The sequence below is a fragment of the Sorangium sp. So ce375 genome, assembly GCF_051473855.1.
Lineage (GTDB): Bacteria > Myxococcota_A > Polyangia > Polyangiales > Polyangiaceae > Sorangium.
Map to the genome: position 1 here is coordinate 196,779 of NZ_CP150335.1, position 13,873 is coordinate 210,651.

A 13,873-nucleotide genomic window follows, 5' to 3' on the forward strand; every position below is an offset into this window, starting at 1 on the left:
GCGCTCGGGCGGGCGGGCTCGGGGGGCTCGCCCGGCGTCAGGGCCTCTTCTCGAAGGTCACCTCCGGGTAGTCCGGCGAGGGCCCGTCGAGCAGGGGCGCCGCTTCGCCGCCCACGTGCGCCTTGACGAAGGCGAGCGTGTACGCGTTCGTGATCGCGACAGCGCGGGCCGGATCGAGCGTGCCGAACAGATCCGGAGCGGCGTCCTTGCCGAAGAAGTGCTCGACGACGACGGGCAGGTCCGAGAACGAGAGGTGCGCGGTGTCTTCGACCCGCGCCCGGTACGCTTGCCCCGCCAGCGCGCCGTAGGTCTCGTCGATGCTCGCGTCGTCGGGGTGCGCCGCCGCGAGCAGGAGGAAGAACGGCTGCGCGAGGCTCCTGCCGCCGGCGCCGTTCTGCGGCCCGAAGAGGCTGCCGTCGATGTCGAGGCCGGCGTCGAAGCGGTCGTCGCGGGCGCACGCCTCGGCGGCCATCGCGCCGCCGTAGGAGTGGCCGAGCACGCCGACCCGCTCGAGGTCGAGCCGGCCGGTGAGCAGGCCGTCCGGGTCGTCCTGCGCGGCGGCCGTGAGCTGGTCGAGCACGAAGCGCGCGTCGTCGACCCAGACCGTGATGTGCTCGTTCATCGCCTGAGAGAAGGCCTCGATCTCCTCCGGCGGCGCGTCCATCGCCGGCGTCTGGACGACCGAGCCGAAGGGCACGGCGCGGCCGTCGGGGAACACGGTGAGCTCGGTGTCGTAGGTGTGGCTGATGGAGGCGACCACGAAGCCGTGGCTCGCCAGCTCCTCGACGAGGCTCGTGTAGTCGGCGCGGAGCATCCCGAACCCGTGCGAGAAGAGGAGCACCGGGTAGGGCGCGCCGTCGTCGGCGAGCGGCACGCCCACGCGCGCGTGCGTGACGATGCTCGCCTCGAAGCCGTCCTCGAGCGGCAGTCCGCCGCTCGAGCGGCGGCTGTCGCCTTCCTCCGGCGTCAGGTACGGCGCGAGCTGCCCTGTGCCGCAAGGATCGGCCGGGTAGAAGAGCTGCACCACGAGCTCCCGGCGGTCGTCGGGGTCTTCCGTCGCCTCTTCACCCCGCGCGCTGTCGGTGAGGGCGCGGATCTGCGTGCCGACCGGGTGCGGGCCGGTCGGGCGGGGCACTTCGAGCAGGCCGTCGGCGGGCGCCTCGTCGCCCCAGCCGGCGCAGGCCGGATCGCCTTGGTGCGGCGGCAAGGCCTCGTGGTCGCCGCACCCGGCGAGGAGCGCGGAGGCGGCGAAGGACGCGAGCAGGCAGAGAGCGTGTCGAGCGGCGTTGCTGTGGAGCATGCGCGCATCGTTCTCACAGGCTGGCCGAGACCGGCGCTGCGAGCACGATCGTGGCGCGGAAGGAGCGAGGACACGGAGGCGCGAAGACCCTGGGAGCGTGTTCTCCCTGCCTTCCCGCCTTCATGTTCGACTACGACGATCTGGCGATGACCGTCCAGAGTGGCCGTGAAGCGTCGCGGCAGCGGATCTGCCGAGCTCTGTGTACCGCGGCCCCGCGGGTGCATCGCCGACAACCCGGTTCTCTGCCTCGTCGGGGTGGGGCCTCGACTGGAGCACACCGCTGACGGTCTCGAGAACGACGCGAGGTCGTTACGACGCCCACGTGCTGGGCAGCGCGCCGTTGCCCAGCATTGCTCAGCTCAGCTCGTCGAGCACCTCGGCGAGCGACGCGGCGACGATCGCCCGCTCGTGCCACCGCTCCAGCGTCTCCGGATCCTTCTCGGCCAGGATGCGCTCACGCGCGGTGTCAGGCACGGCGATGCCGCGGACCCGGAGCGCGGTCAGCACGGCACGCGCCGCCTCCTCGGCGCGCCCCTCGTTGCGCCCCTCGTTCCGGAGCTGCTGCTTGTACTCCTCGAACCACGCCCGGATCTCTGCGCTCACTTCGTCCTCCTCGTCGGCCGTGGGCTCCTGTTGGTCGAGCCCGAAGTGTAACAGCAGCGGCACGGCGACGCTCTTCTCCCAGGCATCGCGGGGCAACGCCGCCAGATCCCGGCGCGAAGGGGCGAATCGGAGCGCCGCGATTTGCGCTGCGAGAGTGGCGCTGCGCACGTAATGCAGCAGGGAAAACAAGTGCTTACCGGCAGCGGGAGCCAGTCGTGTGGAAATCGTTGTCGGCCGCGTGAGAGGTCCAGTCGGCTGGGGAATGAGCACGACGCGACTCGCCAGCGATGGGGAGATGCGCGCGGCTGCGGAGCGTGAGCGCTGTGGCGATCTCGTGCGCCATCATGCCGTGAGCGACCCGGCCCTGGTTGGGTGCCCGGCTTCGCTGGCCCGACCAGCCTCGACCGCGCGCGGCAGACGCGAAGGTCGGCCTGACAGAAGCCGCAGAACGCTGTATGGTCGCCTACGTGCGGGTAAATCCGCCGGCGTGGCTGCGACGAACGGGCGGCGCATCAGGCGGACCAACGACGGCGGTACGAGGCGCGATGTCGGGCATCTGGATTGACCTGCCGGATAGAGTGGTGGCCAGCGACGAAGTCGCTGATGCGCGTTCTCAGTGTTCGTTTTGTCGACGCGGGTTGGCCGTTCTCGAGCGCCTCATCGCCACCGCTGATGTGAGCATTTGCAGCGCTTGCGTTCAGGACTGTGCCCGCCGCCTTCGCCGCCGTAACGTCCTCGGATGGCGCCCTTGGTGGCGATTCTGGAAGAACGGCGAGCCGAGCACGACGCGGACTGGGCTCAGCTATCGGGATCCCCATCGTGCGTGCTCGTTCTGCAAGCGTTCGCTGGTCGACGTGCCCGCGCTGTTAGGGGCCGGCCGGAACACTATCTGCAGTCCCTGCGTGCGTCTCTGCGTGGAGATCATCCGCGAAGAATCTCGGATGCCTCCGAAGTAGAGACTCCGAGCGTCGCCGGCGGCTTGTCGCACGCACGCCGCGCGCCGGCCGGGCCCAGAGCGAGCGAGCCGGTCGGAGGAGGATGCGCCGCTGGAGGCCCGGACGGACGCGCTGCGCGGAGGGTTACTCCACCTCGATGAGCCCGCAGGCGATGCGGCCGCCGGCTTGCGGGTCTGCCGCGGCGTGCACCACGATCGCGTACTTCGTCACGTCGGTGGCCTCGTCGCCACCGACGGTCCAAATATCGGTCCCGCGCTTGACCATATGCGTGCCCTGGCCCGCCTCATCGCACTCGAAGCTGCCGAGCCCTTCGCCGTTGGGGATCCAGTGGGCGCCCGCAGCGTCACCGTTGTTCTCGCAACTCTTGTTCTGGTGGATGTGAGCGGAGTGCTCGCCGGCAGGGCAGCCGGACACCGTGATGGTGAGCGTCACCTCCTCTCCGGCCTGCGTGAACGTCGCAGTCCCGGTCAGACCGCTCGAGTTCAACGCCTGGAGCTCCGCCTCGGCCCGCAGGGACTCGCCGCCGCCACTCCCGCCATCGCCGCCGCCGCTCCCGCCGTCGCCGCTTCCGCCGCCACCGCTTCCGCCGTCACCGCTTCCGCCGTCACCGCCGCCGCTTCCGGACGCAGAGGTGCTCGTCGAGGCGTCGCCGCCGCCCGAGCCGCTCGCGGCCGACGTGCTCGCGCCGCTGCCGGAGCCAGCGGACGACTCACCGTCATCCCCGCACGCGGCCAAGAGAGCACTGGCACCAAGAGCGAGCAACGAGAGCTTCAACCATCGTGACATAAGTCTCCTTTCCTCAGCACGACCCGAGCGGGCAGGCAATTGCCCCCGGATGCGGCCAAGCCATCGAGGGGACCAGTATGTCCCAACACGGCGAGCGTCCAAGCAGCTTTGCTATAAAAATCACGCATCGCTCGACTTTTCGGCGGGGGGAATTACGCTGATGCTAGAAAGATAGGGTCCTGCTGCCCGAGATCGGCGCTTGAGCTCGCCGTCGGCTCGCCGAGCGCGGTGAGCAAGCGGGCGATGCTGCTCGACTCCGTGATCATGGCGACGAGCTTCATCCTCAACCTGATCTCGTATCGTCTCCTGGAAAATATACGCCGCATCAACAATTGCACATGGTTCGAAGGGCCGCCTTCGCCTCACGGCCCGCGGGTTTGCGTGGACGCGCGCGGTGAGCGGAGATACGGTCTCTTCCCATGGTGGCGGTTTGGCAATGGATGGCCTTGCCTTGGGTTTGCCTGGGCGTGCTCGCGTGCGGCGGAAGCGTGCGCTATGAGGGAGCACCCGAGAAGGGAATACCCGAAGAGGGAGCACCCGAGGAGGGAGCACCGGAGGAGGGAGCGCCTCGAGTCGACTACGTCCCAAGCGGTCCGCAGGTGCCTCCGGAAGGGGACGGACGCATGCAGCACGGTGGGTCATTCGAGCTCTATCCTGGGGTAGGTCAGGGAGATTCCTGGGATCTGTGCGCCTCGCGAATTCCTGTGCGGCTGACGCGGGAAGAAGGCGCTGCTTCCGACGGCCTCTACTATTTTCGCTTCGAATCGCCGCTCCCCGGCATGCCTCCATTTGCACCCGAGGGGACCGATGCCCAGCTCGCCTTCTTTCGAGGCGAGCCGATCGTCGCGGATGCACCTTTGTACCTCTATTTCGACGCAATCAATCTCTCCGCGACGTCCCCGTCCGGCGAGCTTTCCATCGCCAAGCTCAAGCCATTTTGCGAGACCATCGAGCCGCTCGCGACCATTCCACTTGCGGATCTCGACCTGACGGGGAGCTGGGAAACGCGTTGCGTCGAGCTGAAACCGGTCGGGGAAATCCTTACGTTCGGGATGTGGATGACTGGAATGGACTTCGCGATCGGGCTCGATGCTTTCCGATTCGGGCCGCCTTGTCACTGAGGGCGCGGGCCGCTGACACGGCGATGTTCCGCTGGTTCGAACAGCGACATGCTCTCTGGCTGGGCCCGCGTTGGGCCCACGCCGTCCGAGGGGCGGAGATCCGCTACGCGTCGTGGCGGGCGTCAGGCCTTCCGCGAGATCGGCGCGCCATCACACGAGGAGCTCGAGGACATGAAGCGAGGCGGCGCCGTCGGCAGTGTCGGAGCGAGGCGCTCGGGGCGTGGCGGTTGGGGTGCTGCTGACGATGGTGATGGCGAGGTCGAGCGCGAGCGGGTGTCGACTGCGCTGGGCGCTGTGCTGCCGGGCGTTTCTTTCGACGCGCAGCGCTCAGCTCGCGAGGTTCTGCCGGTAGCCCAGAACGCAGCGGCCCACGCGCGCCCCTGCGCTGGAGCTCACTTCGCGCATGCCCACCAGGAGGCAGTCGTCACCTTGCTCACCATTGCATAGTCGGTCGGCTCGTCCCACGAATCGTCGGTGCCAACCACCGCAGAGAGGAAGCATTGTCGCCGGTTCGCGGGGTCCAGATCGGCGAGCTTCCATGGGCTAGTGAAGTCCGATGCCCAGTTCGTCTGATAGTTGAGCGTGGTAAAAAAGCACGTCGCATGGGCAAAGACAGGGTTGTTGTACCAGATGTGATGGTTGGAGCTGTCCGTGTGTGACCCCCCCCATGCCCATAGAGCTCGTAATTGCCGAGCCTTTGGGATGATTCTCCGAGCGCCTTCGCCAGGCCGAGGGACCCAGCGGGCTCGCGAGCAAGTTTCGGGCCACCTCCGTAGCGCGTCATCGCAGGAGCTTCAGACGAGACATCATGGAGCGGGGAGTCCGTAACGTCGCTCATGTCGATGAGTGACCGCAGCTGCGCTCGCCGCTGCCTTGAGGATAAAACATGGCGCCGCAACGCGGACACGGCTCGGGGCCCCACCGCACGTAAGCGCCGCGGAGATCACGCCCGCGCGACGCCATGGCGACGAGATGCACAGGATGCATGAGCGATATGCAGCATTCGATTTGGAAAGTGTATTTACAACGATCCAGATGTCCGTCGAATCTACGCTGGGCGCCGCGTGCCCGCGGGCGAGCTGGCTCGCCGCGATGGACGACTCACGCCATACGCGAGCGCCCTCCCGCGCGCGGGCCCAGCATCTCCGAGAAAGGCCGTATGTTGGACAACAGCATCTCGTCGACGCCCGTCACGTCTCGTCGCGCCCGGCGCGCCGCCCGTCACGGCGACGCTCTGGCCCTCTTGCTCCTCGGCGCCCTCGGCCCTGCCGTCGGGTGCTCCGATGACGAGCTCCCGCTCGAGACCCCGGTCGAGACCTCCGCTCAGGAGCTCATCAGCATTCCCACGATCCCGGACGAAGCCCTCCAGAAGACCCTGGCGCCCATCCGAGCCCTCGAGGTCCCTGGCAGGGTCTACATGAAATCCGTCGAGGAGACCTTCTCCGGCTCGGGGACCTTCTCGCAGGTCGTTCACGTCTATCAACCGGACGCGACCGGGGAGACGATCCGGTTCGAGCTCGCCGCGAAGACGAGCGCGGGACAGGCGGACACGAGCCACAGGTTCGAGTCCGTCAAGGTCACCTCGCGCCCAGGAGAGTCGGACCAGACCGAGCAAACGCAGCCGAACAGCAGCGGCCAGCGCGTGTACGACGTGTCCGGCTCACGCCGGGGCTGGTATCGCTTCGAGTTCACGTACGTCGCCCCGAACGCGGGCCGCACCCTGAGCTTCAGGGCCTACGACGCCTCCGGGAGCTCCTTGAAGATCGTGTGGGTCGACCCCCCGAGCGCCGCCGTGCAGGTCCGCGCCAGGGTCGCGGTGGATTCCTCGGCGTCCCCGGTGTTCCTCAAGGGAGGCGCCTACCGGAACACCGATCCCAGCCAGTTCGCCTATGCCGACAACGTGAGGGTGAACGGCAACCTGCTCTATCGCCGCGGGTTCGATCAGGGCCGTTACAACTTCCCGCTCGGGCAGCTGAACGCAGCGGAGCATACGCTCGAGTTCTCGCTGGCCGCCAGCGGCTACAATCCTGCCAAGTTCTGGTTCGGCGTCAGCGAGAAGAGCTTCGCACCGGCGAGCGCCAAGACGAGCTGGGACCGGGTCCAGTTCCTCTACCACGGCGCGATGCGCACGGGCGACTACGACGCCTGGAGCGAGGGCGTGGCCTTCGCGCAGGGCGCCACCGTCGCGAACGGGGTCCGCCCGCCGCCCGTCCGCCGCGGCACGACGTTCTCGGTGGCCGTCGAGGACTCGAGCCTGAACGGGACCCAGAACGCGACGCTGCGGATCATCTCCGACGCCACGGGCGCCGAGGTGTCCTGGGCCAAGTCGCTGCCGGCCGAGGTCGACTACCGGGGAGGGATCTTCACGAACGGCGCGTTCTCCAGCCGGAACCGCGAGCACTGGCGGATCACCGTGCCGAGCGACGCGCCCGTCGGACGCTACTATGCGCGGGCCTTCGCCCCTTCGGGCGCCCGCATCGGCCAGGACGTCGTGTTCTACGTGATCCACAACCCCTACCCGCTCGTCGCCAGCGGCGCCATCTCCAAAGCAGAGCTCGAGACGTACGGCTACGACGAGGACGAGGACGGCGTCAATCTGAACGGCGGGTACGGCAGCGATCAAGACAATATCCGCGACCACTTCACGGTGCTCTACGAGTGGTCGCCGCCGTACGACGTGCAGAGGAAGCTCACCGCGGCGTTCCGCCGGACGACGGACGAGTCGAAGTTCTCGTTCCTGGATCACGCGGTGGCGGCAGCGCAGGGGACCGCGAGCGAGTTCGAGACCATGCGCCGGCTGTATCGCCTCGTCACGCAGCGTTACCGGTACAGCCAGGCGACCAACCAGGGCGATGTGTCGTCCATCTTCCTGAGCGATGGGCTGGATCCCGCTGAATCGCTCCAGTATGCGAAGCCCAACTCGCAGCTCAGCTGGGAGGACGGCGTCATGGGCGCCCAGTGCTATGACTATGCGCCGGTCCTGGCGGCCATCGCGCGCAGCGCGGGTGTCCTTTCCCGGGTCGTGTCCAGCAACGGCAACCTCGGCGGCTGGGGGAACCATTTCTTCACGGAGGCGTACATCCCGACCGTGCCCCATCACGGCGGCAAGACGCAGAACAGCGGCTCGGCCCCGAACAGCGACACCGATCCCTGGTACGTCTTCGATGCCACGAACCCGGATGCCTCCGGCAACACCCCGTATCAATATCTCTGGGAGCGCTACTCGGAGGGGATCGGGCCGCGGGCGCAGTACGGCAAGGCGACGTTCGTGCTCTCGGGATACAAGCCTCTCGGCACCACGACGAACACCGTCACCTGGGATCCGCTGGGCCCCACGGACGACATCGGCGCGGACGACGTCCTGTCCCTGCAGGCCGCGTACGAGTCCGGGCCGGACTTCTGGCTCACGCAGAGCGGCGTCACGGGCTTCCTCGGGCGCGGCGAGAAGGACGTGTATCGAATCAGCAAGGCGACCACCGGGGCGAGGGCGGTCTCCGTCCGCGCGGTGCCGGGTGGCGGGAACACCCTGCAGCCGGTGCTCTGCGTGGGGCCCTACGTCGATCCCAACGGCCCACCCGCCGTGAGCGAGCCCGGCTCGGCGCCCAGGTGGGACGTCTCCGTGCCGGCCCGTTGCGCGGATCGGGCGACGACTTATCCCCTTCCCGAGGGGGAGTCGTACGTGGTCGTCTTCCACGACCACGGCCAGCCGGATGACGCCTATCCCAACCCGGATGACCGGATCAAGCTGGGAGACTCGGTCCAGTACGTCCTGGAGCTTCAGTACTGAACCTGCCGAGACCCTCCCGCCCTGGCGGAGCGCCGTGGCGGGAGGGTCCTCTCCGGGCCGAGGAGCTCGGCCATCAATCCTTCCCAGGCACGAAGCGCAGCGACGCGAGGCGCACCACCTCCCCCGAGCCGCCCTTTGCCTTCAGGTAGACCTCGTGGGAGCCGGCGGCGTCGACCTTGCACGTCACGGTCGTCCAGGTGTCCCAGCCGCCCGTCGCGGGGACGTCGCAGATCGCGACACGGCGCCCGCCCGCCAGCGGATCGATCCAGACCTCCACGGCGCCGCCCTTCGCGCTCGACGCCTTCAGCTCGATGTCGGTCGACCTCACGCCGCCGCTGCCCAGATCGACGCTGCCGTACATGGCCCAGGCGCCGTTCTCGAGGCCGCCCAGCACCGGCCCCTCCGACTGGCTCGACACCACCTCGGTGCTGGACTCCTGATCCGGCTCTGCAGCCGCGATCTCGGTGAACCCGTCGCGGTAGATGAACAGGTCGAAATCGGCGCTCGCGCCCCTGGCGAAGACGCCGGCCTGGTTGCCGACCCAGCCGGTGTTGATGGTGTCGTAGTCCTCGAGCGCGCTGATGTCGATCGGCTTGCCCACCTGGGTCCACGTCAGGCGATCTGTGCTGAACCAGCCGGTGGCCTGGTGGTCCTTGCCGTGAACCAGCTTCAGCCAGACGGTCTTGTCGGACGGCGCCTCGACATCGTAGCTGACCGCGGTCGCCTCCGTGGATTCATAGGCGCTCTCGTCGGCGTTGAGGACGGGGACGACCGATCGGAACGCGAAGCGGATCTGGTCGCCGCCGTCTGCCCGGACGCGCGCCACCGACACCTCCAGGCTGGCGGCCTGCGCCCACGTGGGGAATGCCGTCAGATCCTGTTCGGGGACGGCGTTGCCCAGGCGAACCCCGGCCGCGTCGCCCTCGGTCGCGGGGGCGAAGTCCATCCTCACGACCATCGCCTTCGCGTGCAGCGCATCCTTCTGGATCGCCCACCTGGTCTCGCCCTGCGCCGGCTTGAGCCGGAGCCATCCCGCGCGGTCGGTGACCGAGTAGCGATCCGACGGCATGTTGCCGTAGAACGTCCAGGCCGGCGCGAGCTTCTCTTCATCGAACTCGTCGTTGACGGGCAGCAGGAACAGGATGTCGCTGGGCGGCAGCGCCGGCGCGGGCGCCGGCACGCCCAGGCGGCCGTTCACGACCGGCACCCCGGCCCCGCTCTCGTCGTCCATCCACGTCACCTGGCTGAGCAGCCCCTGCCGGCCCAGCCCACGCCAGTTGGTGTCGCACTCGTAGGAATGGGAGAATACCCACCAGGTGCCGTCGGCGATCTGGAACGGAGCCGTGCTGTGCTGTGCCCCGCTCCACGGGGCTTCTCCCGTCAGCACGGCGCCCAGCGGCGTCCAGTCGGCGGGATCGCTGCTCAGCGTGGCCGACCGCCAACCGAACTGGACCCCACCGCACCCCGTGTGGGTCGAGTCGAAGTAGTAGTAGAAGCCGTTGCGCTTCGTCATGGTGGGCCCTTCGGCCCAGTTCGCCTCCAACGCGCTATCGGGATCCCCCGCGGGATCACCGCACCCCCCATTCTCCGTGTTCCAGTTGACGAAGCTGAGATCGATGGACTCTCCGCTCAGCTGCCCGGTCTCGGGATCGATCTTCTGGAGGAGGTTGACGCCGAAGTTGTTCTCTTCGCCGCCCGTCTTTGCGTTCCAATGGCACTGCCCGGCCTTCATCACCAGGTACGTGGTCCCGTCGTCGTCGATGAACACCGAGTCGTCGTAGCCGGTTCCGCGGCTGAACTGCACGAGCTCCGGGTCCTCTCCGGGCGGCGTGTAGGGGTCCAGGGGCTCCACGTGGACCGGCGCTCCCCAGGGCCCTGCCAGGCTTTCGGCCTCGGCGAAGTACTGGTTGAAGTTCACGGCGAAGTAAGCCCGGTAGCCGCCGGCGACCTTGACGATGAAGCCGCCCCACGTGCCGCCCCCCGCCGACGTCGAGGTCTCGAGCCCGGACCACGCCGCATCGACCACGCGCGATATGCGCTGCCAGTGGATGAGGTCCCGCGAGTGCAGGATCTCGACGTTGGGCGACAGGTTGAAGCTGGAGCCGGTGATGTAGAAGTCGTCCCCCTCGATGTAGACGTTCATGTCCGGGTGATCGCCGGGCAGGATCGGATTGAGGTAGGTCGATTGGCCTCCGCTCGGCCAGCTCGCGATCTCGAAGGTGGCCGTCAGCGTCTTGTTCCCGTCCACCGTAATGGCCACCGCGTCGTCCATCTCGCTCGCGGCGCCGCTCCATCCGGTGAAGTCGGCGCTCGGCGCGGGCTTGGCGGTCACGGTCACCACGGTGCCCGGCCTGTGCAGGTAAGTTCCGGGCGGCGGCTCGGTCGTCCCATCGCCCTTCGCCTCGATGACCAGCGGATATTCCACGGGCGACAGCTGCTCGTCGTCTCCGCAGGCGATGGGCAGGGACCCGAGCAGCATCATTGCCATGAGGGATGCGCTATGTTTTTTCATCGTCATGTCCTAGCTGGCGCCGCGTCAGGGTTGGCGCCGTGCTCTCCGCTATAGCCCCAGACGGCCGTGGCCTGAACTGATCGTGGTCGTTCGCTCGCGAGGCGCGGCGAGCGGGCTCGTCTCGACCCGTGTTCTCGGAGCGGGCGGACAGCAAGGATCACGTGGAGACGGAGCAGTTCACGATCCCGGCCGCGGACTCGCCCTTGGGGCGAGAGATCCCGCTCCTGCCGGGCACGCGCATCTATGACGAATTCCTGCACGTGCACTACCTGGGCTTCGACCAGAAGGTGACGGTCACGCGGGCGAACGGCTCGCCCGATCAGCCGAAGGAGGAGTGCCTAGCACACGCGCCGAAGTGGGAGTTCGCCTGGCAGCGCTCGTACTCGTACGACGCGCCCATCGAGTCGCTCCCGACGCTCGAGCCGGGCGATGTGCTCCAGATCCGGTGCACGTACAACAGCTCGACGGAGAACCCGTACGCGGTCAGAGCCTTCAAGGAGGCTCCTATGAGCTCGACGATCGACGTGGCTTACGGCGAGGGGAGCTCGTTCGACGAGATGTGCATCGCCAGGCTCTCGCTCGTGTACCCGATGCCTTGACGGGAGCAGGAGCGGCGGCGGAGGTGGGGGCGGGAACGGAGGCGCGAGCAGGTCCCGAGTTCAGCTCGTCACTTGCGGACCACGCCCTCTTCGGCCGCGCCGGAGCCCCAGGGACGCCGCGAGCAGTGCCGTCAGCGCGAGGGCATTTCCGGACGGAGCGCGACTCGCCGAGCGACAGCTACAACCGCCTTCGTCGCCCGCTTCCCCGTCGGAGGTCCCCCCAGACGTCTGGGCGGGCGGGGTTGGATCTGGAGGAGCCCCACCCGTACCAGCCGTGGACCCTCCGCCGGAGCCGGAGCCGGAGCTCACGCCGGAGCCGGAGCTCGCGCCGGAGCCGGTGCCGACTCCACCGCCATTGCCGTCGCCACCCCCGCTCGCGCTGCCACCCGTGCCGCCCCCGCCGGCGCCCTCGCCCCCGACGGGCGAAAACTGCCAGAAGTTCATGTTGAAGAGGTTCGACCCGCCACCGGTGAAGACGAGATAGAGATCGTGCACTCCTGTGGCGCTGTCGACCGCACACGACACGTCGCTCCACTTCTGCCAGCCCCCCGTTGCCCCGACCGCGCAGGTGCCCACGAGCTTGCCGTCGCGCGCATCCAGGCGGAGCTCGATGCTGCCCCCCTCCGCGCCGCTCGCGACGCGCGCGCTGAAGCTCTCCGCCCCTTCGCCGAAGTCGACCCCGCGGAGGCGAACCCAGTCTCCGTTGTTGATGAACGAGAGGGCCATCCCGCCCTCCTCGCAGCGCTCGGTCTCGATGCCGCTCTGCGCGTTGAAGGTCTCGGCTTCGACGCGCGCGTAGGGGTCGAGGTTCTTGACCTGCTTGAGCCCGTCCGTCGTGTAGGTCACTGGCACGATCGACCCGTCCTCCTTGTAGGTGAACGACTCGATCCCGAGGTTCCGGCGATAGCCCGGGGGCTCGCCGGCGTCGTTGGCGACGGAGCGATTGTGGTAGGCGTGGTACCAGGAGCCGCCGAACTCGAAGATTGCCGCGTGGTTGTTGTTGTTGTTGTTCTTCGGCGGCTGGGGCCCCACGGTACCGCGGTGGGTGAAGCCGGAGGTGGGGCTCGAGCTCGTGAGGTAGTCGATCCGCATGCCGTTCGCGGGGTTCGTCGAGTACGACAGATAGTAAACGCCGTTCCGCTTGTGCATCCACGAGGCCTCGAAGAAGTACGGGACCGTGATCGTGGAGGCCGAGCCCGAGACGCTCACCATGTCGTTGTTCAGCTTGATGACGCGCGCGTTCTGCTCGCCGTTGCCGCCGAAGTAGAGGTACGCCTGGCCGTCGTCATCGATGAAGACCCCCGGATCGAAGAGCCAGATGTTCTGGCCCGAGGCGCCGGGGGTGCTCGAGGTGATCAGGGCGCTGCCCTTCGCGTCTCTGAACGGTCCGGCCGGGCTGTCGCTCTTGGCGACGCCGATACCTGATCCGTTGTTGGCGAAGTACATGTAGATGTTGCCGTTGCGCTCCACGAGCGAGGGGGCCCACGTGTTGGCCGCCCAGGAGGCGTCGCGGGGCACGCGGATCACTTCCCCGTGGTCGGTCCAGTTCTTCAGGTCGCTGCTCGAGATGGCCACGAACGAGGCCATCTTGTAGCCGTCGTCCGAGCCGTCCTGTTTGACGTTGTCGTCGTCGTTCGAGGCGTAGAGGTAGACCCGCCCGTCGTGCACCAGCGAGGCCGGGTCGGCGAGGTAGCGGTGCGAGGCGATGGGGTAATCGGCCAGCGCGGAGGGGCTCGCGAAGAGCCCGGCCAGGACGAGCGCGCCCCCGCACCAAGCCGCTCTCGCCGATGTTCGTGAGGAATGCATGTTCACCTGATCGGTTGGGGTCCGGAGCAGTTGATCACGGCCGTCCGGGCGGCCGACGCCGATTCCTTCGTGTACGGACAAAGCACGCTGAAGATCGTCCCTCCGACGTCGCGGTCCGAGGTGCCGCCCGACAGCGGGTGATCAAGCGCGCGCCGCTCCGCCGCTCGCGGCGCGCACCGCCGTGCGAACAGCAATGGTGCCGAGCTCGATCGGATGACGAACGCCGGGGTGCGCATGACGACGCACCCAGGATGAAGCAAGAGGATACGACCTGGGCCGATTGTGAGCGTTCACATTGATGGTGTCAATTCCAATCGACCGGCCAGCGGATGCCCTCCATCCCTGGAAAGGGCGGGCAGGCGGGGGCTCCTCTGGAGCGCGGCGTCAAGAGGAGCGGGCGCGA

The 13,873-nt window shown here is 68.0% G+C and carries 10 protein-coding genes; 4 read left to right on the forward strand and 6 right to left on the reverse strand.

Features of this window, described 5'->3' with window-relative positions:
* Positions 1-37: 37 nt before the first annotated feature.
* Both WME90_RS00745 and WME90_RS00750 read right to left on the reverse strand, forming a co-directional pair.
* On the reverse strand, positions 38-1,300 hold the full coding sequence (locus tag WME90_RS00745) for an alpha/beta hydrolase family protein (RefSeq protein ID WP_437279116.1): 1,263 nt from the start codon (positions 1,298-1,300) through the stop codon (positions 38-40).
* A gap of 354 nt (positions 1,301-1,654) precedes the next feature.
* The gene (locus tag WME90_RS00750) at positions 1,655-1,966 is read right to left on the reverse strand and encodes a hypothetical protein (RefSeq protein ID WP_437279117.1); all 312 of its coding nucleotides are present in this window, start codon (positions 1,964-1,966) and stop codon (positions 1,655-1,657) included.
* 482 nt (positions 1,967-2,448) lie between these two features.
* On the opposite strand from WME90_RS00750, the gene WME90_RS00755 reads away from it, so the two are divergent.
* Entirely contained in the window at positions 2,449-2,859 is a 411-nt protein-coding gene (locus WME90_RS00755; protein ID WP_437279118.1) for a ClpX C4-type zinc finger protein, read from the forward strand.
* A 123-nt stretch (positions 2,860-2,982) separates the two neighbouring features.
* Here the strand turns inward: WME90_RS00755 and WME90_RS00760 are convergent, their stop codons facing one another.
* Together WME90_RS00760 and WME90_RS00765 are read right to left on the reverse strand one after the other, a co-directional pair.
* Positions 2,983-3,645: a superoxide dismutase family protein gene (locus tag WME90_RS00760; protein WP_437279119.1), complete on the reverse strand. Its 663-nt coding sequence runs from the start codon at positions 3,643-3,645 to the stop codon at positions 2,983-2,985.
* Positions 3,646-3,797: 152 nt separating this feature from the next.
* Entirely contained in the window at positions 3,798-3,926 is a 129-nt protein-coding gene (locus WME90_RS00765) for a hypothetical protein (RefSeq protein WP_437279120.1), read from the reverse strand.
* Positions 3,927-4,268: 342 nt separating this feature from the next.
* Here WME90_RS00765 and WME90_RS00770 point away from each other — a divergent pair, with 342 nt between their 5' ends.
* Positions 4,269-4,766, forward strand: a complete 498-nt coding sequence (locus WME90_RS00770) for a hypothetical protein (protein WP_437279121.1) — start codon at positions 4,269-4,271, stop codon at positions 4,764-4,766.
* A gap of 1,159 nt (positions 4,767-5,925) precedes the next feature.
* Positions 5,926-8,553 (forward strand): transglutaminase-like domain-containing protein, encoded by a 2,628-nt coding sequence (locus tag WME90_RS00775; protein WP_437279122.1) that lies wholly within the window; start codon positions 5,926-5,928, stop codon positions 8,551-8,553.
* A 73-nt stretch (positions 8,554-8,626) separates the two neighbouring features.
* Here the strand turns inward: WME90_RS00775 and WME90_RS00780 are convergent, their stop codons facing one another.
* The gene (locus WME90_RS00780) at positions 8,627-11,041 is read right to left on the reverse strand and encodes a family 43 glycosylhydrolase (RefSeq protein ID WP_437279123.1); all 2,415 of its coding nucleotides are present in this window, start codon (positions 11,039-11,041) and stop codon (positions 8,627-8,629) included.
* Positions 11,042-11,226: 185 nt separating this feature from the next.
* On the opposite strand from WME90_RS00780, the gene WME90_RS00785 reads away from it, so the two are divergent.
* Positions 11,227-11,664 carry a hypothetical protein gene (locus tag WME90_RS00785; protein WP_437279124.1) on the forward strand — a complete coding sequence of 146 codons (438 nt, stop codon included), beginning with the start codon at positions 11,227-11,229 and terminating at the stop codon, positions 11,662-11,664.
* Between the two features lie 60 nt (positions 11,665-11,724).
* Here the strand turns inward: WME90_RS00785 and WME90_RS00790 are convergent, their stop codons facing one another.
* A complete protein-coding gene (locus WME90_RS00790) occupies positions 11,725-13,470 on the reverse strand; it encodes a glycoside hydrolase family 43 protein (RefSeq protein ID WP_437279125.1) in 1,746 nt (581 codons plus the stop codon).
* Positions 13,471-13,873 lie beyond the last annotated feature (403 nt).

Bases quoted from the DNA above. Each gene is read 5' to 3' on its own strand.
- WME90_RS00745 (WP_437279116.1), bottom strand. From the start codon at position 1,300: ATGCTCCACAGCAACGCCGCTCGACACGCTCTCTGCCTGCTCGCGTCC.
- WME90_RS00755 (WP_437279118.1), top strand. From the start codon at position 2,449: ATGTCGGGCATCTGGATTGACCTGCCGGATAGAGTGGTGGCCAGCGAC.
- WME90_RS00760 (WP_437279119.1), bottom strand. From the start codon at position 3,645: ATGTCACGATGGTTGAAGCTCTCGTTGCTCGCTCTTGGTGCCAGTGCT.
- WME90_RS00765 (WP_437279120.1), bottom strand. From the start codon at position 3,926: ATGAAGCTCGTCGCCATGATCACGGAGTCGAGCAGCATCGCCCGCTTG.
- WME90_RS00770 (WP_437279121.1), top strand. From the start codon at position 4,269: ATGCAGCACGGTGGGTCATTCGAGCTCTATCCTGGGGTAGGTCAGGGA.
- WME90_RS00775 (WP_437279122.1), top strand. From the start codon at position 5,926: ATGTTGGACAACAGCATCTCGTCGACGCCCGTCACGTCTCGTCGCGCC.
- WME90_RS00780 (WP_437279123.1), bottom strand. From the start codon at position 11,041: ATGGCAATGATGCTGCTCGGGTCCCTGCCCATCGCCTGCGGAGACGAC.
- WME90_RS00790 (WP_437279125.1), bottom strand. From the start codon at position 13,470: ATGCATTCCTCACGAACATCGGCGAGAGCGGCTTGGTGCGGGGGCGCG.